The organism is Collinsella sp. AM36-4AA, from assembly GCF_003467795.1.
Taxonomy (GTDB): domain Bacteria; phylum Actinomycetota; class Coriobacteriia; order Coriobacteriales; family Coriobacteriaceae; genus Collinsella.
The window spans coordinates 91,369-113,477 of the sequence record NZ_QSHS01000003.1 but is presented as its reverse complement, the minus strand read 5'-3'; the positions used below and the strand labels follow the sequence as shown (position 1 = coordinate 113,477).

At 60.3% G+C, this 22,109-nt stretch carries 15 protein-coding genes; 3 read left to right on the top strand and 12 right to left on the bottom strand.

Annotation, left to right across the window (positions count from 1 at the left end; genetic code table 11):
- Nucleotides 1–478 precede the first annotated feature (478 nt).
- From DW850_RS02295 to kdpA, 4 genes are all read right to left on the bottom strand, one after another.
- Nucleotides 479–2,428: an NAD(P)/FAD-dependent oxidoreductase gene (locus tag DW850_RS02295; protein ID WP_117583368.1), complete on the bottom strand. Its 1,950-nt coding sequence runs from the start codon at nt 2,426–2,428 to the stop codon at nt 479–481.
- 248 nt (nt 2,429–2,676) lie between these two features.
- Entirely contained in the window at nt 2,677–3,267 is a 591-nt protein-coding gene (gene kdpC, locus DW850_RS02290) for a potassium-transporting ATPase subunit KdpC (protein WP_117583369.1), read from the bottom strand.
- A gap of 12 nt (nt 3,268–3,279) precedes the next feature.
- Nucleotides 3,280–5,340 (bottom strand): potassium-transporting ATPase subunit KdpB, encoded by a 2,061-nt coding sequence (kdpB, locus tag DW850_RS02285; protein WP_117583370.1) that lies wholly within the window; start codon nt 5,338–5,340, stop codon nt 3,280–3,282.
- A gap of 16 nt (nt 5,341–5,356) precedes the next feature.
- A complete protein-coding gene (gene kdpA, locus DW850_RS02280) occupies nt 5,357–7,180 on the bottom strand; it encodes a potassium-transporting ATPase subunit KdpA (protein WP_117628962.1) in 1,824 nt (607 codons plus the stop codon).
- A 334-nt stretch (nt 7,181–7,514) separates the two neighbouring features.
- Here kdpA and DW850_RS02275 point away from each other — a divergent pair, with 334 nt between their 5' ends.
- Complete coding sequence (locus tag DW850_RS02275) at nt 7,515–10,250, top strand: sensor histidine kinase KdpD (RefSeq protein ID WP_117583372.1); 2,736 nt, start codon at nt 7,515–7,517, stop codon at nt 10,248–10,250.
- Nucleotides 10,243–10,947: a response regulator gene (locus DW850_RS02270; RefSeq protein WP_117583373.1), complete on the top strand. Its 705-nt coding sequence runs from the start codon at nt 10,243–10,245 to the stop codon at nt 10,945–10,947. The genes DW850_RS02275 and DW850_RS02270 overlap by 8 nt, the downstream gene beginning before the upstream one ends.
- Before the next feature lie 291 nt (nt 10,948–11,238).
- On the opposite strand, the gene DW850_RS02265 is transcribed toward DW850_RS02270, so the two are convergent.
- The 8 genes from DW850_RS02265 to DW850_RS02230 form a co-directional block, all read right to left on the bottom strand.
- Entirely contained in the window at nt 11,239–11,439 is a 201-nt protein-coding gene (locus tag DW850_RS02265; protein WP_035136858.1) for a hypothetical protein, read from the bottom strand.
- Nucleotides 11,440–11,643: 204 nt separating this feature from the next.
- Nucleotides 11,644–13,971, bottom strand: a complete 2,328-nt coding sequence (locus DW850_RS02260; protein WP_117786121.1) for a ferrous iron transporter B — start codon at nt 13,969–13,971, stop codon at nt 11,644–11,646.
- Between the two features lie 123 nt (nt 13,972–14,094).
- On the bottom strand, nt 14,095–14,316 hold the full coding sequence (locus tag DW850_RS02255; RefSeq protein WP_006234774.1) for a FeoA family protein: 222 nt from the start codon (nt 14,314–14,316) through the stop codon (nt 14,095–14,097).
- 39 nt (nt 14,317–14,355) lie between these two features.
- On the bottom strand, nt 14,356–14,598 hold the full coding sequence (locus DW850_RS02250; protein ID WP_022094360.1) for a FeoA family protein: 243 nt from the start codon (nt 14,596–14,598) through the stop codon (nt 14,356–14,358).
- Nucleotides 14,599–14,786: 188 nt separating this feature from the next.
- Nucleotides 14,787–15,035, bottom strand: a complete 249-nt coding sequence (locus DW850_RS02245; RefSeq protein WP_022094361.1) for an HPr family phosphocarrier protein — start codon at nt 15,033–15,035, stop codon at nt 14,787–14,789.
- Between the two features lie 421 nt (nt 15,036–15,456).
- On the bottom strand, nt 15,457–16,920 hold the full coding sequence (locus tag DW850_RS02240; protein WP_117583376.1) for an amino acid permease: 1,464 nt from the start codon (nt 16,918–16,920) through the stop codon (nt 15,457–15,459).
- Between the two features lie 153 nt (nt 16,921–17,073).
- A complete protein-coding gene (locus tag DW850_RS02235) occupies nt 17,074–17,529 on the bottom strand; it encodes a hypothetical protein (RefSeq protein ID WP_117563669.1) in 456 nt (151 codons plus the stop codon).
- 3 nt (nt 17,530–17,532) lie between these two features.
- Nucleotides 17,533–20,541 (bottom strand): glycoside hydrolase family 2 TIM barrel-domain containing protein, encoded by a 3,009-nt coding sequence (locus DW850_RS02230; RefSeq protein WP_117583377.1) that lies wholly within the window; start codon nt 20,539–20,541, stop codon nt 17,533–17,535.
- A gap of 376 nt (nt 20,542–20,917) precedes the next feature.
- Between DW850_RS02230 and DW850_RS02225 the strand changes: the two genes are divergently transcribed.
- The gene (locus tag DW850_RS02225) at nt 20,918–21,934 is read left to right on the top strand and encodes a LacI family DNA-binding transcriptional regulator (RefSeq protein ID WP_117583378.1); all 1,017 of its coding nucleotides are present in this window, start codon (nt 20,918–20,920) and stop codon (nt 21,932–21,934) included.
- Nucleotides 21,935–22,109: the final 175 nt, after the last annotated feature.

Here is a 22,109-nt window from a genome sequence, read left to right as displayed (position 1 = left end):
CCCGTCCAAGAATTGGGGCGCAGTTCAGTATGAACTCGGGGCTCTTTGTGCCGCACATCTATGAGAGGAAAAATTCGATGCGTACGGGCGCTACCCCATGAAGCCGCCCTGGGATGGCGGCAACCTCGCCGTTACCCGTCTGATGGGTGTGCTCAAGGCATCCGTTCCCCTCTTTATCGACGTAACGGGCAAAAAAGTTCGTCGAGGAGACCATCCGCACGCACCACGGTGTGGCCGACGCCATTGAGACGCGCAACCCCACCGCCGCTCACGATGCGATGTATCTGCACCTGGTCTACAACCGCAATATGATTGCGGAAGGCACACAAACAAAAGGCATTTAAGGCTCGACAATAATCTTTCTTTGATAAAACGCAGGCAGCGAGCGCTTGCGTTTTATCAAATGGTGCAATGGGGTCAGGTTTACATGCATCAACTTAGCGCAAAGTAACCTGGCCCCCACGCAACAAAGGGTTAACTAGAGCTCACAGGCAACCTTGTAGCCATCGCCGATGGCGTCGCGAATGTTACCGCACTTGTTGGCATCGCCCAGCACGTGGGTGGCAACACCGGCTGCAGCCAGGTCGTCTGCCAGCTTGGTATTGGGACGATAGCCCATGGCAAGCACCAGCGTATCGGCACCGGTGATGGTGTGGACCTCGCCGTCCTTCTCGTAGCTGATAGCATCCTCGGTAATCTCGGTCACCTTGGCCTCAGTCAGCACGTGGACACCCTTGGAGAGCATGCGCGTGATGAGCACCGCGCGGCCGGCACCGCCCTCGTTGGCGGCGAGCGTCTTGGTCATCTCGATGACGGTGACATCGCGATTGGCCGGCGACAGGTCGTTGACCAACGGGGCCAGGTAATCGGCCGTCTCGCAGCCGACGGTGCCGCCGCCCACGATGACGATCTTCTTGCCCGGAAAAGCCTTGCCGCCCAACAGGTCGTCAGCCGTCATAACCTGCTTAAAGCCCTGCATGAAGGCCGGAGCGATGGGCTCGGCGCCATAAGCTAGGACGACCTCGTAGCCGGCGTAGTCACGCTGAATGTCCTCGGCAGTAAGCTCAGTGCCAAATACGCACGTGACGCCGGCCTCGGCCAGGCGACGGTACTGGTACTTGATCACACGAGTGAGCTCCTGCTTTGCCGGCGGAACGGCCGCGATGCGCATCTCGCCGCCCGGTTCGTCCTGCTTATCCACGAGCACCACGTTATGGCCGCGCTTGGCGGCAATGTAGGCCGCCTCCATGCCAGCGGGACCGGCGCCCACGACGAGCACGTTCTTGGCCTCGGCGGCAGGCTCGTAGCCGGCCTCGTCGCGCTCGACGTCCGGGTTGACGGTGCAGGAGATGCGCTTGCCAAACATGATGCCGTTCAGGCAGCGCAGGCAGCCGATGCAGGGACGGATCTCGTCGGCGTTGCCGGCAGCCGCCTTATTGCAGAACTCGGCATCGCACAGATTGGCGCGGCCCATCATGCAGATGTCGGCGGCGCCGTCCTCGATCAGCTCCTCGGCGATCCAGGCCTCGTTGATGCGGCCGACCGTGGCAACGGGAATGTTGACGTGCTTCTTAATCTCGCGCGAGCAGGCGGCATGCGAGGCCTGCTGCGTACCGGCGGCGGGAATTGCGGAGCCACGCTTGATGGTGGTGCCGCCCGACACATGAATCATGTCGACGCCGGCCTTCTCCAGGCGACGCGAGACGTAGATCATGTCGTTGAGGGTCAGGCCGCCATCGGTGTACTCGTCGCCCGAGATACGGACGTCGATAATGAAGTCCTTGCCGCAGCGCTCGCGAATCTCGGCGATGACCTCGAGCAGGAAGCGCATGCGGGCGTCGAGCGAGCCGCCGTACTCGTCGGTACGCTTGTTGTAGAGCGGAGTCAAAAAGCCGCCGAGCATACCGTGGGCGTGCGCCGCATGGACCTCGACGCCATCGACGCCGGCCTTCTGCATACGCACGGCAGCGTCGCCGAACTGATGCGTGAGCTCGTGGATCTCGTCAACCGTGATGGGACGCGGTGCCTCGCGGGCATAGGACGGGCCCACAAAGGACGGGGCGATCAGGCGCGGCGTGCCTGGAATGTTAAAGGCCATGTAGGCGGGGTGGAAGAGCTGCGGCATGATCTTGCAGCCGTACTCGTGGACGGCCGCGGCGAGCTTTTCCCAGCCGGGGATAAACGTGTCGTCGTAGCAGCACATGTCACCCGGCAGATAGGTATAGGTGGGCTCGACCGTCACGACCTCGGTGATGATGAGGCCCACGCCGCCCTTGGCGCGGGCGCGGTAATGATCGACCAAGTCGTCGGTCACATAGCCATGATCGGCCAGGTTGGTTGACACTGGCGGCATAAAGACGCGGTTCTTGACCTCGGTCGTACCGACCTTGATCGGGCTAAAGAGCATTGGATAGGCAGAAGACTCCATGCAGGCTTCCTTTCGTTTGAGCCGCTCGGCGGCAGTTACTAACGTACTTATCGTATCAGTATCCGCCGCATTCGCACTCGCTCGCACTCCCCACCTTCAATCCCGACCCTCACAAAAAAGTTGCGGTGGAATACGGAGTAGATGAGACTTTTGACAGCCAAAACAGTCCGTATTTCACCGCAACCGATGGGCGGGGTGGAATTGAGGGCTCAGATAGTCAGTCATGCCCTCATCCGCCACTCCCTCACTTACAGCGCGCCGTCCAGCATAAGGTTCACCTTGAGCACGTTAACCGTGGGCTCGCCGAACACGCCGAGGAAACGGCCCTTGGTGCACTGGGCGATGATCTCGCGCACCTCGTCTTCGCTCTTGCCCGTGGCCTTGGCAAGGCGCGGGACCTGGTACTCGGCGGCATCCGGAGAGATCTCCGGGTCGAGGCCGGACCCCGAACACGTCACCAGGTCGACGGGCACAGCGTCCATATCGGCATCGGAGTTGGCGGCGCGAATCTTCTTCACGCGCGCATCCACAAGCTGCCGATACTTCTCACTCGCCGGGGACAGGTTGGACGGGGCACCATACGCCATGAGCTCGCCGTCTTCGCCTTCGACAATTGACACGTTCTGGATACGACCCCACATGTGGGCTTCGTCATCGAAGTTCTGGCCGATGAGCTCGGAACCCACAACCTTGCCGTCGACCGTAATAAGCGATCCGTTCGCCTGGTACGGAAACGCAAGCTGCACGACGCCGGTCACCACGAGCGTGTATCCCAGGCCGCAGACGATGGTAAACAGCGCGAACACGCCAAGTGCGCGCGATGCGATACCTTTGAACATACAAACCTCCGTCTACATCATGCCAATGCCGAACAAGGCCAGCAGCATGTCGATAATCTTGATGAATACGAACGGCGCCACGATGCCGCCCAGACCCCACACCAGCAGGTTATGGGTCAACAGCTGGCCGGATGGAACCTCGCGGTACTTGACGCCCTTGAGAGCCGCCGGAATTAGCGCGACGATGACCAGCGCGTTGTAGATGATGGCGGACAGCACGGCCGTCAACGGGTTGGTGAGGCTCAGGATGTTGAGGGCGCCCAGTCCCGAATAGATCGGCGAGAACAGGGCCGGGATGATAGCGAAGTACTTCGCCACGTCGTTGGCCACCGAGAAGGTCGTGAGCGAGCCGCGGGTCATGAGCAGCTGCTTGCCAATACGCACGACCTCGATGAGCTTGGTGGGGCTGGAGTCGAGGTCGACCATGTTGCCGGCCTCCTTGGCAGCCTGGGTGCCCGTGTTCATGGCCACGGCGACGTCGGCCTGGGCCAGAGCGGGCGCGTCGTTGGTGCCGTCGCCGGTCATGGCGACCAGGTGACCCTCACGCTGGAACTCGCGGATCTTCTCGAGTTTGCCTTCAGGGGTGGCCTCGGCCAGGAAGTCGTCAACGCCGGCCTCGGCGGCGATTGCCGCGGCGGTGAGCGGATTGTCGCCCGTCACCATGATGGTCTTGATGCCCATCTTGCGCAGGTCGGCGAACTTCTCCTTAACGCCGGACTTGATGATGTCCTTGAGGTACACAACGCCCAGCACGCGGCAGTTCTTGGTCACGACCAGCGGGGTGCCGCCGGCCTTGGCGATGCGTTCGACGGCCTCTTCGCACTCCTGGGAGAACACGCCGCCGGCTGCCTCCAGATAGGTGCGCACGGAATCGGCAGCGCCCTTGCGGATCTCATTGCCCTCGTAGTTCACGCCGGACATACGCGTTGCCGCGGTGAACGGGATGAACTCCATGCCCTTATCCTCGAGCGTGCGGCCGCGCAGACCGAACTGCTCCTTGGCGAGCACGACGATGGAACGGCCCTCGGGGGTCTCGTCGGCCAGCGAGGAAAGCTGGGCGGCATCGGCCAGCTCCGCGGGATCGACGCCGTCGACCGGGATGAACTCGGCGGCTTGGCGGTTACCCAGGGTGATGGTGCCGGTCTTGTCGAGCATGAGGATGTCGACGTCGCCGGCGGCCTCGATGGCGCGGCCGGACATGGCCAGCACGTTGGCCTCGTTCAGACGGCTCATGCCGGCGATGCCGATGGCGGACAGAAGGGCGCCGATGGTAGTGGGAGCCAGGCACACGAGCAGCGCCACGAGCGTGGTCACGGCCGTGGGGTTGACCATGTCGTTAAGACCGACCGAGAAGCAGGAGTAACAATACAGGGCCAGCGTGACCAGAATAAAGACGATGGAAAGGGCCACCAGGAAGATCTCCAGAGCGATCTCGTTAGGGGTCTTCTTGCGCGCGGCACCCTCGACCATCGCGATCATCTTGTCCAGGAAGCTCTGGCCGGGCTCACTGGAGATCTTGACGATGATCCAGTCGGACAGCACCGTGGTACCGCCGGTAACGGCAGAGCGGTCGCCGCCGGCCTCGCGGACCACGGGGGCGGACTCGCCGGTGATGGCGGACTCGTCAACGGAGGCAGCGCCCTCGATGACGTCGCCGTCGCCGGGAATCTGCTCGCCGGCGCGTACGATCACCAGGTCGCCGCGCGTGAGCTCGGTGCCGGGAACGACGGTGAAGTGCTCCTTGTCCTCAACGGACTCGATGCGATGGGCCTCGACATCCTTCTTGGCCGCACGCAGAGAATCAGCCTGAGCCTTACCGCGGCCCTCGGCAAGCGCCTCGGCGAAGTTCGAGAACAGGTCGGTGAGCCACAGGATGACCGCGATGGCGACCACATAGTAGGTGGGCACACCCGCGTCCCGCACACCGAAGATGGAAGCGACGACCAGGACGGAGGTCATGACGGCTGAAAGCCACACCAGGAACATGACCGGGTTTTGAATCTGGACGCGAGGGTCCAGCTTGGCAAACGAGTCGCGGACCGCGCGGCCCATCATGTCTTTTTGCATAGTCATAAATCTGCGCCCTCCTTTACGCAATCATCTGGAAGAACTCGGCAACGGGGCCAAGCGCCAGGGCCGGGAAGAAGCTCAGGGCACCGATCAGCAGAACGATGAACACGAGCAGGAATACGAACATGCCGTTGGTGGTAGACAGGGTACCGGCGCTCTCGGCGACCTTACCCTTCTTGGCCAGCGAGCCGGCGATAGCCAGCGTACCGATGATGGGCATGAAGCGGGCGAACAGCATCTCGAGGCCGAGCATGACGTTGATCCAGGGAATGTTGCAGTTCATACCTGCAAACGCCGAGCCGTTGTTGCCGCCGCATGAGGTGAAGGCATACAGCACCTCGGAGAAGCCGTGCGCGCCACCATTGTTGAGCTGGTCGGCAAGACCGGGCACCATGCAGGCGATGGCCGAGCACACCAGAATGGCAAACGGAGTTGCCAGGCACAGGACAACTGCCCAGCGCATCTCGCCCGGCTCGATCTTCTTGCCCAGGAACTCGGGCGTGCGGCCGACCATAAGGCCGGCGATGAACACTGTGAGGATGGCGAAGCCGATCATGCCGTACAGGCCGCAGCCCACGCCGCCGAAGACAACCTCGCCCAGAGCCATCTGGAGCATCTGGACAAAACCGCCCAGCGGGGTGTAGGAGTCGTGCATGGAGTTAACCGAGCCGTTGGAAGCGGCGGTGGTGTAAGCCGACCACGTGGAGGAGGTGACGATACCGAAGCGGCTCTCCTTGCCCTCCATGTTGCCGCCGGCTTGGCCGTCGGTCATCTCGATATTGACCGCTCCGCCATCGGCCAGCTGCGGGGTGCCCGCATGCTCGTTGACGGCGATGATGCCGGTGAAGATCACCAGCAGGATGAACATGGCGGCAAAGATGGCCTTGCCCTGCTTGGTGTTCTTGACGCCGATACCGAAGGTGAAGCAGCAGGCAGCCGGGATCAGCAGCAGGCTGGTCATCTCGATGATGTTGGTGAAGGCACTGGGGTTCTCATACGGATGGGCGGAGTTCACGCCGAAGAAGCCGCCGCCGTTGGTTCCGGACTGCTTGATGGCGACCTGAGGAGCCGCAGGACCCTGGGGCAGGAACTGCTCGGTGACCACGCGCGCGCCCTCGACAACCTTGCCGTCGACCTTGACCGTGTCGCCCTCGATCTGGGCGCCGTCGAGGACGCTCCAGCCGCCGTCTGCATTAGGCTGGACGGCGACGGGCTCTACGAGCTCAGCCTTCTGAGCCGGCTGGAAGTTGGAGATGACGCCACCGGCAGCCAGGCAGATGCCGAACACGAGGTTCAGCGGGATGAGCACATACAGGACGGTGCGGGTGAGGTCGACCCAGAAGGAACCCAAGCTCTGCTCCTTGACCTGACGGAAGCCACGAATCAGCGCGAACATGACCGCGATACCGGTGCCAGCGGAAACGAAGTTCTGCACGGTGAGACCCATGAACTGCACAAGGTAGGACAGGGTGGTCTCGCCGGAGTAGGACTGCCAGTTGGTGTTGGTTATGAAGGAAGCAGCCGTATTGAACGACAGGTCCCATGGCACACCCGGCAGGTGCTGGGGATTGCCTGGCAAGAAGGACTGAAGCGCTTGAAGTGCCACAAGGACCACGAGGCCGATCCCCGAAAAGACCAGCACGCTCGCCAGGTAGCGCCTACACCCCATCTGCTCTGCCGCGTCGATGCGAAGCAGACGATAGACGCCACGCTCCACAGGAGCAATCACAGGCGACAGGAACGTATGCTCACCATCCATGATATGGGCCATGAACCGACCGAGCGGAACGGCCAGGACGACGAGCACGGCAAAGTACAAGATGTACTGAATCGCAGCGTCCATAGTTTACGAATCACTCCTCATCAGAATGTAGATGTAATAGATAAGGAGTCCAATGCAGACGACTCCGATGATGGGAATGAGGATGTTCATTTACCGCCCCTTTCACGCGCGGTCCGATGTCTCGGACGCCTGCTCTCGCAAGCGCCTGGGGACAGTAAACGCTTCTAGAGATTAAAGAGGCGTGAGGGCCGGGGCTCACGACCTTAAGATGCCGTAAAGATGCAGGTAGAAAGCACTATTGCGGCTGCAGTGCGCCTATACTCGACCTCGCGAGCATACAGTGGCGTCCTCACCGCGTATGCACGCATGGGCAACGTTTCAGAAAGGCTACGCTATGCAGCGCGACGCATCGGACACTCGCGTCAATCCAGACCTCATCCTCAAGGCAATTGAGAAAGACGAGGCCGCCGATGACGCTCGAACCAGCCGGGGACACCTCAAGATTTTCTTTGGCTACGCTGCTGGTGCAGGCAAAACCTATGCGATGCTTCAAGCCGCCCACGCCGCCAAGCGGCGAGGTGTCGACGTCGTCGCGGGATACATCGAGCCGCACGAACGTCCGGCAACTGCCCATCTTGCACAAGGGCTTGAGAACGTGCCCTGTAAACTCGCTGAGCACAACGGCATTGCGCTCAGCGAGTTCGATCTAGATGCGGCTATCGAACGCGCCCCTCAGCTCATCCTTGTCGACGAGCTCGCCCATACGAATGCGCCGGGGTCTCGCCACGACAAACGTTATCAAGACGTCGAGGAACTTCTACATGCAGGCATCGACGTCTATACGACTGTGAACGTTCAGCATATCGAGAGCCTAAACGACATGGTTGCATCCATCACCGGCGTTGTCGTGAGCGAACGAATCCCCGACCGCATCTTCGATGATGCCGACCAGGTCGAGCTCGTTGACATAGAGCCCGAAGACCTACTTGAGCGCCTTCGCGCCGGCCTCGTCTACCGTCCCGCACAAGCCGAGCGAGCGCAACAGCATTTTTTTACCGTCGAGAACCTCACCGCACTCCGAGAAATCGCGCTGCGCCGCTGCGCCGATCGCACCGGCCACCTCACAGACGCCGCACGCGTGCTGGGAAACCGTGACTACTACACCAGGGAGCGTATCTTAGTCTGTGTCTCCCCGGCGCCGACCAATCCCCGCATCGTCCGTGCCGCCGCACGCATGGCGAAAGCGTTTCGCAGCGAGCTCGTCGCCCTGTTCGTAGAGAGCCCGCGCACGCAAGCCATGAGCGATGATGAGCGCGCCAAGCTTGCAGACAATATCGCCCTAGCCGAGCAGCTCGGAGCACATATGGAAACCGTCTATGGCGACGACGTCGCGTTTCAGATCTCCGAGTTCGCACGCCTGTCGGGTATTTCGAAGATCGTCATGGGGCGCACGGGCGAGCACAGCAGCGTCCGTCAGGCCCTCTTTGGCCGCAAATCTCTCGTAGAACAGCTCATAACATTCGCCCCGAACCTCGACATTTACATCATTCCAGACCAGTCGACTCCGCCCTCCCGACCCAAAGGACGCCGCCATGCGCTCGCCCTGCAGCCGCCCAGCAGCCGAAACGTGCTTCGCACGCTGGCCCTCTCTCTTGTCGCCACAGCGATCGGCACGGCTTTCCGCCATCTGGGATTTGCCGATTCCAGCATCATATCCCTCTATATCCTCACGGCCCTGCTGACCGCCGTCACCACGACGGGGCGTATCTGCACGATCGTATCGAGCGTGCTCTCTGTAGTGCTTTACAACTTCTGCTTCGTAACGCCTCTGTTTTCGCTCGCCAGCTACGACCGAAGCTATCTGGTCACGTTCGGCATCATGTTCGCTACCGCTATGGTCGCCGGCGAGTTAACTGCGCGCATCGCCGACAACGCCCGTACCTCCGCCGAGAACGCATTCAAAACGCGCGTACTCCTCGAAACGAACCAGCTCTTGCAGCAAGCCCATAGCGCGGAGGAGTGTGCCCGCGTCGCCATGAACCAACTCATCAAACTGCTAAAACTCGACGTGGTCTTCTACACCGCCGAACACGGCACGCTCGGCAAGACGCTCTATGAGTCCGCTGGCACCGAAAACCGATCCGCGTCGCTGCTCACCGACTACGAGCGCGCTGTTGCAACCTGGACCTACACCAACAACAAACGCGCGGGCGCAAGCACGCGGACCCTGCCCGAGGCGCGCTGCCTCTACCTCGCGGTTCGCACCGGCGACAAGGTATTCGGTGTCATCGGCATCGACCTGGAGGGGCGCGAGATCGAAGCCTTCGAGCATTCGATCGTCCTATCTATCGTAGGCGAATGCGCCTTGGCGCTCGAAAGCGACCGGGCGGCGCAAGAGCGCGAAGAGGCTGCGGTCTTGGCGAAAAACGAGCAGCTGCGCGCCAACCTTTTGCGCTCCATCGGCCACGATTTGAGGACACCACTCACGGCTATATCCGGATCTGCGGCAATCCTTCGGAAGAGCGACGAGAAGCTCAGCCTCGAACAACGCTGCGATCTTGCCGATGCCATCTACGACGACTCCCTCTGGCTTATCGATACCGTGGAGAACCTCCTCGCCATCACACGCGTCGAGGATGGCACCATTTGCCTCAACTTCACATCCGAGCTCATCGACGAGGTCATCGAGGCCGCCCTCAGCCATGTCGCCCAAGCATCGCATGGACGTACCGTCACCATCGAGCACACTGACGACATCCTGCTGGTACGCATCGACGTCCATCTCATCATGCAGGTGCTTACGAATCTCATCATGAACGCCTTCAAATACACGCCCGAGGACTCGACTGTCACCATCAGCGCACGTCGCGAGGGTGCGTTCGTCGTGGTGGACGTCGCAGACGATGGGCCGGGTGTGGCAGACTGCGACAAGCCTCATATCTTTGAGCGCTTCTTCACCTCACGCAATACGCGGCCCGTGGATTCGCGTCGAAGCATCGGCCTTGGGCTGTCGCTCTGCCGCTCCATCGTGGAGGCGCATGGCGGCGTCATCGAAGCTCGCGACAACCACCCCCATGGGGCCGTCTTCCGTTTTACCCTGCCCGCCGAGGAGATCGAGATTCATGAATAATGCCGCTAAGCCACGCATCCTCCTGGTCGAAGATGACCTGACCGTTCAAAACCTCGTTTCGACCGCGCTTGACCTCCACGGCTATGTCGTGAGCAAGGTTTGCAACGGCCAGGCCGCCATCATGGATGCGGTGTCGCACGGCCCCAGCCTCATCATGCTCGACCTCGGCCTTCCCGACATTGACGGTATCGAGGTCATCACGAAGATCCGAAGCTGGTCGGCAGTCCCCATTATCGTCATTTCGGCGCGCACCGAAGATTCCGACAAGATTGCAGCACTTGACGCAGGGGCAGACGACTACCTCACCAAGCCCTTTTCTGTGGATGAGTTGCTCGCGCGCGTCCGTGCGAATTTGAGGCGCTCCTCGATGGCGTCAAGCGAATCGACAGAAGCGAGCACGTTCGACAACGGTCCGCTGCATATCGACTACGCCGCGGGATACGCGACGAAAGACGGACGCGAGCTCTCGCTCACCCCAACCGAGTACAAATTGCTCGTCCTTCTGGCGAAAAACGTCGACAAGGTGCTCACCCACACCTTCATCACCCGCGAGATATGGGGCACGAGCTGGGACAGCGATCTGGCGAGCCTGCGCGTGTTCATGCGCACCCTGCGCAAGAAGATCGAGGCAGACCCCTCTCACCCCAAGATGATTCAGACGCACATGGGTGTCGGGTACCGCATGCAGCGTCTCTAGCCCACCCCACAAAAAAGTTGCGGTGGAATACGGAGTAGATAAGGCCTTTGACGGCCAAAACAGTCTGTATTTCACCGCAACTGATGGGCGGGATGGAGTTAGAGGCCCAGGTAGTTGGTCATGCCTTCGACGGCGAGATTGGCGCTCGCTACGGCATGGACCACGGTGAGCGGGCCGTTGACCACATAGTTAGCGATACCCAAAAATACTCTTCAACTCGCCACACTCTCCCCCAAATGTGCAAAGCGCCCCGCGAACGGATGCTCGCGAGGCGCTTGGGTGCCTGGACCTTTATTTGATACCGCGGCCCAAGTCTTCGGCGATTTTGTCTACGCCCTTAAGTGCGGCGCAGGTCTTTTTGTTGGAGCAATGCCCCGTACAAACGCCACCCTGGGCGCAGTCGGCGCAGGTGCCCTTTCGGTAGATGCGCACGCACACGGCGACAAACGCAATGCCGATAACAGCCAACACAACAATATCGATAGGTGCCATAGTAAGCCTCCTCTAGTTAACCACCACTTACTTTACCCCATCTTCCACCTGCCAAAAAGGGACAGGTTTGTTTTGGTCGGTTTTATCTGCGGAAACGCCACATCTTACTTCTGGAGCAAAGCAATCTGTCCCCCATTGCACCAAAAAGCCCGAGTGTCGCTGGGACACCCGGGCTCGTGGAAAGGGGCTAATCCTTATTCGGACTTAAGCGGAAACTGCGGCGGAAGCAGTATTGGTCTCGTCCTCGTCGGTCCACGCGTGCTTGGGCATGGGGCGGAAGATCTGGAAGAGCATCGCAACCAGCAGAACGATGGCCACAACCGTCCAAATACCAAACCGGCCAAGGACAAGCAGGTTGTAGAACTGGTTGATGAACAGGCCGATCACCCAAGCGAAGGCGCACTCATAGCCGATGGCAATCGCGGTCCACTTGCCGGAGTCCATCTGGTTGCGGATAGTACCCATGGCGGCAAAGCACGGGGCGCACAGCAGGTTGAAGGCACCGAAGGCCACGCAGGCGCCCATGGTCGGGAACATGCCGGCGAACGCGGTCCATAGGCTCGGGTCGGTCTCGGCGGCGTCGGCCACGGACAGCAGCGAGCCGGCGGTGGCGACGACGTTCTCCTTGGCGACAAGGCCCGAGACAGTCAGCGCGGTTGCCTGCCAGGTGCTAAAGCCGAGCGGGGCGAAAATCCAAGCGACCAGGTTGCCGAGCATGGCAAGCACGGAGTAGTCCATGAACTCCTCGGGGATGCCCTCCATAGCAGGCAGGAAGCCAAACGTGCCGTTGTAGCTACCAAAGTTGGACAGGAACCAAACAACGACGGTGGACGCGAAGATGACCGTGCCGGCCTTCTTGATAAAGGCCCAGCAGCGCTCCCACACGTGCAGCGCCCAAGAGCGGATCGCCGGGAAGTGGTAGGCGGGAAGCTCCATGACGAACGGCGTCGGGCGACCGGCGAAGAGCTTGGTTTTCTTGAGCATGAGGCCCGAGGCGATGACGGCAAAGACGCCCAGGAAGTAGAAGAGCGGGCTGATCCATGCGGCCGTGGTGGAAGAATCGCCGATGATGGAACCCATGAGCAGGGCAATGATCGGCAGCTTGGCGCCACAGGGGATGAACGTAGTGGTCATGACCGTCATGCGACGGTCCTTCTCGTTCTCGATGGTCTTGGTGGCCATGACGCCGGGGACGCCGCAGCCCGAGGACACGAGCATGGGGATGAAGGACTTACCGGACAGGCCAAACCGGCGGAACACGCGGTCCATGATAAAGGCGACGCGGGCCATATAGCCGCAGTCCTCCAGGAAGGACAGCATGACGAACAGCAGGAACATCTGCGGGACGAAGCCGAAGATGGCGCCCAGGCCGCCGACGATGCCGTCGCAGACCAGCGAATCGACCAGGCCACCGTCCTCGGTGCCGCCCGCCACAAGGGCGTCGTGGACCACGGTGGTGATACCCGGGACATAGGGGCCGTACTGCGCCGGGTCGATCGAGTCGGCGGCGTCACCCGCAGCCTCGACAGCTGCGTCGTAGGCGTCGCGGCCCTGGCCGAGCACATACCAACCGTCGGTGCCAAAGAGCTGGTCGTTGGTGAAGTCGGTTACCGTGCCGCCCAGGGTGGAAACGGCGATGTAGTACACGCAGAACATGATGACCACAAAGATCGGCAGACCCAGGATACGGTTGGTAACCACGCGGTCGATCTTCTCGGAAGTGCTCATCTTGGCCGGAGCCTTGGTGAGGCACTCGTCAATGATGTGGGCAATCACGCTGTAACGCTCGCCGGTGATAATGGACTCGGCGTCGTCGTCGCAGTCCTGTTCGCACTGGGCGACCAGCTGCTCCACGCGAGCGGCCTTCTCCTTGGTGAGGTTGATGAGCTTGCAGGCGTCCGCGTCGCGCTCGAACAGCTTGACGGCGTAGTAGCGACGCTTGTTGGCGGGAACGCTCGCCGGCAGATTGTTCTCGATGTGGTCCAGAACGTCCTCAATGGAGGAATCGAACTTGTGCTCCGGCACCTGGCCCTTGGAAGCAGCGGACTTTTTGACCTGCTCGAATAGCTCCGTGATGCCCTTGTTCTTAAGAGCGGAGATCATCATGACCGGGCAGCCGAGCTTCTTGGAGAGCTTGTCCGTGTCGATCTTGTCGCCGTTCTTCTCGACCAAGTCGGCCATGTTGAGGGCAACGACCACGGGCAGGCCGGTCTCGATAACCTGAAGCGCCAGGTACAGGTTGCGCTCGAGGTTGGTAGCGTCGACCACCTGGACGACGACATCAGGCTCGCCGCTCATGAGGTAATCGCGCGAGCACTGCTCCTCGGGGCTGTAGGGGGAAAGCGAGTAGATGCCAGGGAGGTCCGTGATGGTAACGTTCTTGTCGCTCAGGAGCTTGGCTTCCTTTTTCTCAACCGTGACGCCGGGCCAGTTGCCAACGTAGCCGTTGGCGCCGGTGATCAGGTTGAAAAGCGTGGTCTTGCCGCAGTTGGGGTTACCCGCCAGCGCGACATGGATCTGAGAGTCCGCCATTCAATCCTTCTTCCTTGTGTGCCTGCGCTGCTTTCTCCGCGCAGGCTGGATAATGTGCTTTAAAGTTGTAGCATTAAGTTAGAAAAACCTAACTTTATCTGCAGAAATATACGTCGCGAGTCCTTACTGAACCTCGACGACGGCGGCCTCCTCCTTGCGGATGGAAAGCTCGTAGCCGCGCACGTTGATCTCGACCGGATCACCGAGCGGTGCAACTTTCACGACCTTGAACGAAGTGCCCTTGATGAGCCCCAGGTCCATAAGGTGACGGCGAAGCGCACCCTCACCGTGAAGCTTGACGATGGTAGAGCTCTCGCCCACCTTAACGTCACCCAACGTCTTCATCCTCTTGTCCCCCTTTCAGTTTTTATGAAATGCTGCGGACTAACCGACGGTCATGATGTGCATGGCAACCTTGGAATCGATGCCAAAGCGTGCGCCCAGCACCGTGACGATGATATTGGCGCCACTCGAGCTCACCACGTGGATTTCGTTGCCCTCGACAAAGCCGAGGTCCTTGAGGTGGTGCTTCATGTCCTCATTGCCCTTTACACGAGACACGCGCACGGTTTCGCCCGCTTTTACCATCGAAAGCGGCATGGCCGGCATCTGCGGTCCGCAAGACATGAGTGGCTCCTAACGTCAGTTCGTCCTCAACATCGACGCGATAAAAGTTAACCACGTCTATGTTCGCTTTAGTAAACTAGCACGTGGTTAACTTTTTGGAAAGGGTCCCTATTCAGATTTCGAAAAAGTTTCCTATATGAAACAAAAAGGCGCGGCAAAGAGCTGTCCTTTGCCGCGCCCTGTCATGCTTAGAGCGAGAGGTTTCTGATCGACGTAACGCAGGAAGCCTCGTCTACGCCCGAAACGCGAAAGATGATGTCCTCGCCGCACTCGCCGTAGAGAGCCATGAGGCCCATGACATCGCGACCGTCGGTATGGCGGTCGCCGATGCTGACCGACACGTCGCTACGGTGCTTGGCAATGATGTCATAGAGCAGCGCAACCGGGCGGGCGTGTAGTCCCAACGGATCTTTAATCGTCTTTGTAAACTCGACCATGTCCCCTCCCACGACATCACACATTCGGCCGGCAAACCCAGCCACGTGGTAGTTATTGTAGCGTTAGATGCTTATCGAGGGCCCCTCCGGATACCCCGTGGTCAAAAAGTGGCAAATATGAGTACTGTCACAAATTTAGTAGCAGCAAAATCGAGAGCAAATTGCCTAGCTTGAGCGATTCGAAGAGGTTGAAAGCCGTCAAACGCCCTTTAAAGGGAGTTAGATAAATCGATTTTGAGCCCATTTTCGCTCAGAGCAGGCCGAAAAATATGGCACTTCTTTTGCAACAGTACTCATATTTGGCATTTTTTGACCACGGGGGCCAAAACCATGCCCCAAAACACAAAAGGAGGGGCCTCGTAAGGCCCCTCCTTAGGAAAGGGAATCGATTTATTCCACAGCCGTAGATTAATCCTAGCCGCTACTCCATCATATCGAGGACGGAAGGGCGAAGCTCGTTCTCGGCGGCCTCGGGATCGGTCTCGCGCAGGCGGTTGATGTAGCGGTTGTACCACATCACGGCAAGGCCCAAGAAGACAACCACGCCGCCAACGTTGTAGACCAGCGTCAGCCACAGCGGCTGATCGAGCGGAATGGTGCCGCAGATAAGCACGAAGCAGAAGACCACAAGCAGGAATGCGGCAACGACCAGGCCAAAGCGGCGCGAACCCATGCGGAAGCCACGGGGAGCGGCGTCAAAGTTCTTGCGCAGCATAAAGTAGGCAAGCAAAATCAGCAGCGGTGGGAGCAGAGCGGTGGCAGCAGTCATGTTGGTAACGATCATGAGCAGGTCGTCGAGGTTACCGGAGCCCAGGGCCGGAATGATCAGGATGGGGACGACGATGGCGAACTGCAGCCAAGCAGCGCGGGCAGGAATGCCATGCTCGTTGAGCTCGACGATCTTGCTACCAAAGACGCCCTTGGGGATCTCGGTGAAGAAAACCTTGATGGGAGCAGAGGTCCACATCATGAGGGAGCCCAGCGTGGCGGCGAGAAGGATCAAGCCGATGGCGCGCGTAGACACTTCCATGGGAATGCCAAAGTGGGCAAAGACAGCGCCGAATACGTCGAAGATACCGGTGGAGATGGCAACGCCGCCCTCGGGGATGAACAGGTTAACCAGCAGCGAAGCGCCTGCATACAGAAGGCCGATGGTCAGGCCGGCGATAACGACGGTGCGCACGAAGGCCTTGACGCCACCCTTAAGGTCGTTAAGGAACACGCCGACAGACTCAGCGCCGCCAACGCCCTGGATGATCCAGGCAAGCGTACCGAAGAAGCCCCACGCAGTTGCGAAGTTGCTCATGTCGGGAGCCATGTTAGCGGGAGTAGGAGCCGTAGCGAACTCAACGCCGCCAAAGGCAGCAGCCAGGGACAGCAGGATGAACACGGCGGTCAGGCCGAGAGCCGCGGTCGAACCGAAGGAGGAAATGGAGCCGATCCACTTAGCGCCCTTGGTCGAAACCCACGTGGCGATAGCAAAGACGACGATCTCGATAATGGTGATCCACAGCTGCGAAAGCTCGGCGTTGGCACCAAAGAACACGTAGCTCGCGTAGATGATGACGTTGGGCAGGACGGACGCAAAGAAGAACAGGTTAACGAACCAGTAGCTAAATGCCGTCAGGAACGCCCAGCGACCACCCATCGAGGTCTTAACCCATGCGTACACGCCAGACTCGGAGTCCTTGTTGAGGCCGACGAACTCGGCGGTAACCAGGGTATAGGGGACAAAGTACAAAAGCGTGGCGAAGAAGAACGACGGCGCAGCTGCCAAGCCGATGGCCGCGTTGTTGTTGATGATGTTCTTGATACCGAACACGGCGGCGACCGTCATGCCCAGCAGAGCGAACGAACCAATCGTTCCTCGTTTTTCAGAGCTCATAAGCCCTCCCAATCATCTGTTAAATGTCATCTAAAACCGTCCGAGCTGCAAGTGCAAACACGGACGGCGCACCTGCTAAGGGGAATGGGGAAAAGGGAGTCAACAAAGCCATCCCCCTTAACGGCGCGAAGCAAACGTCCAGGCGGACGAATACTACTTGTTGGGGAAGGAATAACCTTCGACTGTCACGTGCAGCACCACGACGCGGGGATCCGCGGCATCGGCCACGACACGGTAGGCCTCGTCAATTTCGACGACGGCAACGCCGCCGGTGGGAATCGTCACGGTCTCCCCCGTACCCTCAAAGCGCTCGCGATCATCGATATCGCTGTAGGCGCGCGTACAGGTAAGATCGGCCTTGGAAGCCACCTCAACGGTCAGATTGCCGTCGAGCGGGGCGAGCACGGCATGGTAGCGACGGTGACCGACCAGATCGGCAGTAGCCGCCTCGTGGGCGTTCACCCACCAATACACCAGCGAGTCGCCGATAGAGTACGCCACATCGTGCTGCAGTTCAGAAACGCCGTCGAGTGCCTGACCGGTACGCATCCACTTCTTGACGGACTTCATCTGGGCGTCGAAATCGGCACGCGAGTTAAAGATATGCATGACTTATGCCTCCTTAATGGGTGCCAGCGCCTGAGCCAGATCGGCAGACGTCAGCGGTCGCAGGGACACCTCAAAGCTGAAGCTCTCAAAACGGGTGCGATAGGAATCGAGCACCTCGGAACCCCAAGAGTTCGAGCCAAGGCCGAGCAGCTGGTCGTTGATGTTGACCGTAACCGTGTCGCCCGGGACAAGATCGTAGACATGCTTGGCATTATCGATAGCCTCGCAGCTATAGGGCCATGCGGAGAACGAGAACGGATTGGAAGCGGCGTCGCTCGGACGCGTCACGACCAGACCGTCACCGTGGCTGGAGCGCAGGGCGACCCAGCGGGTACCCTCGCGGTTGGCGCAGTCCTGGGGCATAACGTAGGGCGTGAACATGTCGTCGACCGTAGTGCGGTAATGACCGACCGGGTTGGCGCGCAGCGAGTCCGGATAGTTCTCGCCCGGGCCGTGGCCATACCACTCGACGGCACGATCACAACCGGGGACCTCGAAGGAGATGCCGATGCGCGGGATAATGTCCGAATAGTCGCCGTAGGGCTCGCCGGAAACCTTGAGGTCGACGCGGCCACTCGGAAGCACGGTATAGACGAGCTCGACGCGCATGCCGAACGCGCGGACGGGAGGAGCGATACGCTGGCTCACGGTAACGACAACCGCATTGTCGTCCTGCTTCCAAGAAACATTGCGGGTAGACGTCTGCATCACATCGATGAAGTTATCCTTCCACAGGGAGTCGTACTCCTGGGCGTGGTTATCGACGAGCGGATGCCAAAAACCAACCTGGGGACCGGAGGTCATGACGTCGCGACCGGATGCCTTCCACTCGCTCACGGTACCGTTGACCTTGCTGAAGGTCAGCTCGCCGTTGAGGGAGCGAATACGAATCTCCTGCTCGGTCTCCTCGACCGTAAGCTCAGGACGAGTGGGGGCGGCAATTGCCGGCGCCGGATGGTTTGCGATGGCAAACTGGCTTGCACCCAGTTGGAACATCGGCTCGCACCAGGCGTGAGCCGCCATGGTGTAGGCGTGCACGGTCAGCAGGGTCTCGCCCACTGCGGCCTCGCGAATCACCAGCGGAAGCTGGACGGACTCGCCGGGGGCAACCGCACCGGGCATGAGCGTCTTGCGGCAGACCACGTCGCCGTCCACCAGGGTCTCCGCCGACAGGCAGACATCCTCGAGGGTGGTAAACCAACGCTTGTTGGTGACGGTCAGCTCGCCCGCCTCGGCATCGTAGGCCATGCGAACCGGGCAGATGACCTGGCCGTACTCGGTAAGGCCCGGGCTCGGCTGCTGCCAGGGGAACACCATGCCGTCGATGCAGAAGTTGCTGTTGTTGGGGTAATCGCCGTTGTCGCCGCCATACATGTCGTAGGCAACGCCGTCCTCGGTCACAGCAGCCAAACCGTGGTCGCACCATTCCCAAATAAACTGGCCTTGGATGCAATCCCAGCGATCGAAGACCTCCTGGTACTCGGACAGGCCTCCGGGACCATTACCCATGGAGTGGCCGTACTCGCAGTTGATGCGCGGCTTGGGGAACGGATGCTCGCCAAAGTCGTTCATCTGCGACACGCGGGAGTACATGGTGGAAATGACGTCGACGGTATCGGCGTTGCGATCCTCCTCGTAGTGGACCGGACGACCGTCGAGCTCGTGAGCTTTGGCGTACATCGCGCGGATGTTGCAGCCATAGCCGCTCTCGTTGCCCATCGACCACATGATGATGCACGCGTGGTTGCGTTCCTGCATCACCAGGCGCTCAACACGGTCAACGTAAGCCGGCTCCCAGGCAGGGTCGTCGGTGACCAGGGCGATATTGCCGATATTCTCGAAGCCGTGGCTCTCCATATCGGTCTCGGCGACCAGCATGATGCCGTACTCGTCGCACAGCTCGTAGAAGCGCGGATCGTTGGCGTAGTGGGACGTGCGCACCGCGTTGATGTTGTGCTGCTTCATGAGCTCCAGGTCGCGGCGCATGCGCTCGAGACCCACGGCGCGGCCCTTGTGATCGTCGTGGTCGTGGCGGTTGACGCCATGCATCTTAAAGTAGGTGCCGTTGAGGTAGATATGATTGCCCTCGACCGTCACCTCGGCAAGGCCTTGGCGATGCGGAACGTACTCGCTGACCTCGTCGCCGTCGTAGACCTCAAGCGTAAGGTCATAGAGGAAGGGGTCCTCGGGGTTCCAGAAGTGGGCATCGGCAACGCTGCACTCGGCATGGCCGTCGACGCACTCGCCCGTAGCGACCACATTCTGGCCATCGCTGAGCGTATACACGACGCGACTTGCGCCCTCGGCAACCGTATCGAGCGTGATCAGAGCGGCATCGCCCTCGCGGTGCGTGCGGAACCTAAAGTCGACCAGATGCGCGGCGGGACGCTGCATGAGGTACACATCGCGGAAGATGCCCGATGCCCACCACATGTCCTGGTCCTCGATGTAGCTACCATCGCTGTACTGCAGAACCTTGACCGCAAACAGGTTGTCGCCCTCGACGAGCGCGTCGGTCACGTCAAACTCGGCGGACAGGCGCGAACCCTTGGTCATGCCGATAAACTTGCCGTTGACATACAGCTCGCCGTAGCTCTCGATACCGTCGAAGCGAATAATCTCGCGAGCGCCGGCAGGCACGGCGGGAAGTTTGACGATGCGCTGGTAGACGCCCGTAGGGTCGTCGGAGGGAACGAACGGCTGATCCACCGGGAACGGAAAACCCTCGTCGGTGTAGGCAAGGTTGCCATAGCCGTCTACCTGCCACAGGTGCGGAACCTCCACGTGATCCCACTCGGGCTTGTACGTGCAAAGTGCTTCGTTGGAGACGGCCGCGGGGCCCTCAAAAAGGCGGAACTGCCACGAGCCGGACAGCTGGACAAATCCGCGCGACAGCTCGCGGCTGTACGTAGCGGCGAGATCGGCGGCCTCATAACCCATAAAGTACGCATGGGGTGCCAGGCGGTTCCTGTGGGTGAGCGCTTGGTTTTCCCAATCGTTAATGGCGTCCATGGTGATGCTCCTTCGTCATCGTAGTGCTTCTTTGTGCAACCGGTTGTCCTTATCTTACGGGCGGTACAAAAATCTGTGCAACCGGTTGTCCGCCGAACGGTCGATTTTGTCGGATTAACGGTGCAACCGGTTGTACAACCACGACACTTATGTCACCCTGAGTATCGAAACTCAGCGCAAAACAGCATTCCCAGGCGGCTGACAACGGCCGCGCCCATCTATGCCCCACCCGTGCAAGCCATGTTCAACAGCAGCTTGAACGTGAAATGCCACCAGTGGCCGGATATCATGAACGCTGTTCAGGCGCACTATAGTAAGCTGTATCCGCACCAGCCCGTATCAATGACAACATCGACCGCATTTTCCAGGAGACGCCATGACCCAACCAGTTCGCACCGCACCTACGCTTGCCGAGGTTGCCGCAGCTGCCGGCGTGTCGCGCTCCACGGCATCGCGCGCCCTCAACGATTCGCCCCGCATTAGCGAGGAAACCAAAAAGCGCGTCCGCGCAGCGGCCAAGGAAGTCAATTTTGTCCCCAACGCTCGTGGCCGAGCGCTCGCTGTCGGACGCACGGAAATCATCGCCGTGCTCGTGACCGAGCCCCTGAGTGAACTCTTCAGCGACCCCACCTATAGCGAGTTTTTGAGCGGCATTACCGAAGAACTGTCGGAGTCATCCTATCTGCCCGTTATCTTGCAGGCGTCTTCTACGCATGAGCGCAACCGCGCACGCGAGCACTTTGAGCGCCGCTCGTTCGACGCCGTAATCAACGTCTCCCCCTACAAGGGCAGCGAACTGCTCGAGGTACTGCGCGAGCTGGGCGTGCCCACCGTGTTGTGCGGCCAGCTCGAGGGTCACCCCTATCGCGATGTGTTCTCGACGGTCTACTCTGACGACGAAGAGGGCGGACGCTTTGCGGCACTCGCCATGAAGGAGCGCGGGCGCAAAGATATCGTCGCCGTGTTGGGACCGCAAGACAACCCCGCTGTTGTCGACCGCCTGCGCGGCTACCGCGCCGTCTTGGGCGAAGACCTCCCAGACGCAAACGTTATCTATACCGGCTGGAACAGCGGAGACGGCTATCAGGCCATGCACCAGATCCTCGCGCGCGAGATTGCTTTCGATGGCGTGCTCTGCGGATCGGACCGTATCGCGGCTGGCGTCATCACCGCACTCAACGAGGCAGGCCTATCCGTTCCGGCGGACGTTTCTGTCGTCGGCTTCGACGATCACGAGATTGCGGCGCGCTGCGTCCCCGCACTCACGACCGTCCGCCAGCCCCTGCGCGAAGAAGGCCACATGGCCGCCAACATTGCGCTCGACATGATCAAGGGCGCCGAGCCCACCACCTCCGTGATGCACATGCAGCTCGTTCAGAGAGACTCGCTGTAGGAAACTGGGCCGGGCTTTTCGCCAGACAGTTGTTGCGGAAAGCCTGCCCCGTTTTGAGCGCTCATTCTGGGGCACAGTTTCCGTTAGACCGCTCAAGCGGAAACTGTGCCCCATTATTTTGCCGAATTCTGGGTCGCGCTTTCCCAGAGGACCCCCTTTGGGAAAGCGCGACCCG

Bases quoted from the DNA above. Each gene is read 5' to 3' on its own strand.
- DW850_RS02260 (WP_117786121.1), bottom strand. From the start codon at position 13,971: ATGGCGGACTCTCAGATCCATGTCGCGCTGGCGGGTAACCCCAACTGC.
- DW850_RS02230 (WP_117583377.1), bottom strand. From the start codon at position 20,541: ATGGACGCCATTAACGATTGGGAAAACCAAGCGCTCACCCACAGGAAC.
- DW850_RS02295 (WP_117583368.1), bottom strand. From the start codon at position 2,428: ATGGAGTCTTCTGCCTATCCAATGCTCTTTAGCCCGATCAAGGTCGGT.
- DW850_RS02265 (WP_035136858.1), bottom strand. From the start codon at position 11,439: ATGGCACCTATCGATATTGTTGTGTTGGCTGTTATCGGCATTGCGTTT.
- DW850_RS02245 (WP_022094361.1), bottom strand. From the start codon at position 15,035: ATGGTCGAGTTTACAAAGACGATTAAAGATCCGTTGGGACTACACGCC.
- DW850_RS02255 (WP_006234774.1), bottom strand. From the start codon at position 14,316: ATGAAGACGTTGGGTGACGTTAAGGTGGGCGAGAGCTCTACCATCGTC.
- kdpA (WP_117628962.1), bottom strand. From the start codon at position 7,180: ATGGACGCTGCGATTCAGTACATCTTGTACTTTGCCGTGCTCGTCGTC.
- DW850_RS02275 (WP_117583372.1), top strand. From the start codon at position 7,515: ATGCAGCGCGACGCATCGGACACTCGCGTCAATCCAGACCTCATCCTC.
- DW850_RS02240 (WP_117583376.1), bottom strand. From the start codon at position 16,920: ATGAGCTCTGAAAAACGAGGAACGATTGGTTCGTTCGCTCTGCTGGGC.
- kdpC (WP_117583369.1), bottom strand. From the start codon at position 3,267: ATGTTCAAAGGTATCGCATCGCGCGCACTTGGCGTGTTCGCGCTGTTT.
- kdpB (WP_117583370.1), bottom strand. From the start codon at position 5,340: ATGACTATGCAAAAAGACATGATGGGCCGCGCGGTCCGCGACTCGTTT.
- DW850_RS02270 (WP_117583373.1), top strand. From the start codon at position 10,243: ATGAATAATGCCGCTAAGCCACGCATCCTCCTGGTCGAAGATGACCTG.
- DW850_RS02235 (WP_117563669.1), bottom strand. From the start codon at position 17,529: ATGCATATCTTTAACTCGCGTGCCGATTTCGACGCCCAGATGAAGTCC.
- DW850_RS02225 (WP_117583378.1), top strand. From the start codon at position 20,918: ATGACCCAACCAGTTCGCACCGCACCTACGCTTGCCGAGGTTGCCGCA.
- DW850_RS02250 (WP_022094360.1), bottom strand. From the start codon at position 14,598: ATGTCTTGCGGACCGCAGATGCCGGCCATGCCGCTTTCGATGGTAAAA.